General features: G+C 45.5%; 1 protein-coding gene. It reads right to left on the bottom strand.

All coding sequences use genetic code 11. The features are described 5' to 3' along the window. The coding region (locus AC14M5_RS19265) for a hypothetical protein (protein WP_484031337.1) at positions 1-2308 on the bottom strand (2308 nt) is incomplete at its 3' end. Between the last annotated feature and the right edge of the window lie 187 nt (positions 2309-2495).

Below are 2495 nucleotides of genomic sequence, written 5' to 3'. Positions count from 1 at the left end.
TATAACTGGGCAGGGTCCCTTGATTGATTGCCGTGACTTCCTGAAAGCCGAACGCTGAACCCAGCTCATGCCACATATCATGATTAAACGAAATAGTCAGAGTACGATATAAGTCGATATTCTGCTTTATAAACGTAATCTCTTTCGATGGATGCGTGAACAGATCCTCGGGCGCATAGCGCATGGTCTTACTGTCCATCGTCAGCTCTACAAAAGCCAGGATCACCAGAGCCAAAGCGACATAATTTCTCAATCCATTAGAAGAAGTGTAAGCTGATGCAGCCGTTGCCAGAGACGAAACAATGGCTGCCGCAAGAAGCAGGCCTATTGACCACTTCTTATACCAGATGTTCGGCTCATGAAGACCGTAGACCGCTCCCACCGCTATCAACGAACCCACTAAAAGGCCCAATAACAAAAATGGCAGGCCAGGCATGACGAACCGATTTTGCAGATTATCTACGCCGAGTGCCACCAAGGGGGTGAGGGGGATCACCGTAACGGGCCACCAGTACCTAGACGCTATCATGTAGGAGATGATGGGTATTTTTGAGAGCAGCAAAGATATTCCGGGAACGCCAAATATCAGGCTCAATCCGAGCAAGGTTGCGCTGCTGCAGATCAGTGCAAATGACGAAAAACCTCGCCTCCTTAGACTTAAAGAACATACACCGAGAGTCAGTGCTGTTATTCCGAGATGATAAGCCTCGCTGGATTCGTTTCTTCGGGCCACATAATCCACCACTGCCTGATCTATTGCCCAATAAGACTCGAAGAAATGGGAAGAGGAAAAAACAGAGGGGATCATTATCCACGATGGATGGTAAATTCTTCTGTTCGAATAGGCATCAACAGTACCAGTGCTATGCAGATTCTCAACAATTGGGAAGTATAAGAATGCCAGCAGCAGGATGGATGCGACTACACAGGAGGCATGAGCAGCCAGAACTCGAAGCAACCCCATAACCCTCATCTGTGATTTTCGATAAAGCATGAGAGCATAACCCAGCAGCACGGCGTACATTCCAGCAAAGCCAGTGAAGGTGGTTGGAATAAAGGTAAAGGAAAAGAACGCCGCGAAGGACAATACCACCCCGCAAATTCGCAAAGCAGTGGGCTTTTCGATGAAGGAAAACGATGCGTACAGACACATGGGCACAAACAGGTAACTCTGGGCTATGTTGCTCCCGACATTGGCGGTAGCATAACCATTGAGCAAAAAGAAAAATGTACCTGCCAGTGCAGCGAGAAAAGACAGTCTGAGTTTTTCACGGATCAGACGGAAGGTGAAATGGGCCGCTAAAAAGTAGAGGAATAAGAGTACGAGGTTATAGACTTTCTGCCCGCCACCCAGAAGTGCATATGCCAATGTAAATGCGGAGAACTTGTTGTCCACGAGGGTTTCAGGTCCCAAGCTTCCTGCGGCTGAGTATGGGTTCCAATATGGCGATTCACCCTCATACAGAGAACGCGCCATAAACTCCATCATCGGTTCCGATTGAAAAAAAGCCCCGTAATAATCACTCAGGCCAGCATTCCACATTTGATGCGCAAAATGAGGATAAAATGTCCGAGGAGGAAAGTGGTAGTTGTATCCACGCACTTGGTCGATTATACGCAGACTGGCTCCCAGGAAGACCACATCGGGAAAGACTAGGCAGACGGTCAACAGGGGAATTGCGAGCCTTTGAAAGGGCAGTGAGGGAAATATAGTCCCTGTATGTTCTTCCTTGGACAAGAGTTTTCTAATGATTTCAAAAATGCCCAGCAATACAAAAACCAGGTAAATTGCAAGCCGACGAAAACGAATGGTAAAGGGAACGAGCGGGTTGATCACAAACTCTCTGCACCGAATCACATCCTTCTCGGAATGAGTAAGATCAAATCTCAAACTTGATATCACTTGAACACTGGGAAGTTCGATAATTTGTGTGTTGTAGTTTGGACTAGTCACATAGCTGATGGAATTCTCCCAGGTAAATGCCTCATTAGCGGTACGGAAGAAAACTTGTCCGCGTGCATGGATTATGGAGTTCTGACAGGTAATAGAAATACGTTCCACAGGTATATTAATATTTTCGAATGTGATATTGGGATACGGTCCTCGAACAATGAGTTTTCCGTTTTTGAGCTCCATTTGGTCCAGAACCCCATCGTGAACCGTGTAATGCAGTTCTCTGAGTTTGAAGAATCGATCTCTTATGACTTCACGATTAATTATCAAAACTTCCCCCAAAAGCATGATGAAAAGCATTCCTGCAAGGAGTATTAATTCTTTTTTGACCTTGGCGACCACGTTCCAATCCATAACTAAACCGGCTAAATCCTTCCCAAAGGATCAGCTGACAACATAAAATTTTGATACCTCAGACAATGCCTAGATTTGTCTACTGATGATGCTAACTTTGGGAGGTTTCAAAATATTATCGAACAAACATTTCTTGTTCACATTTGGCAAGCACATAGACATCAATTTGCTGTAGATCTTTGCAGTT

The organism is Candidatus Villigracilis sp., from assembly GCF_057083605.1.
The sequence above is the reverse complement of the archived record's forward strand: the minus strand, read 5'-3'. Positions and strand labels throughout refer to the sequence as shown.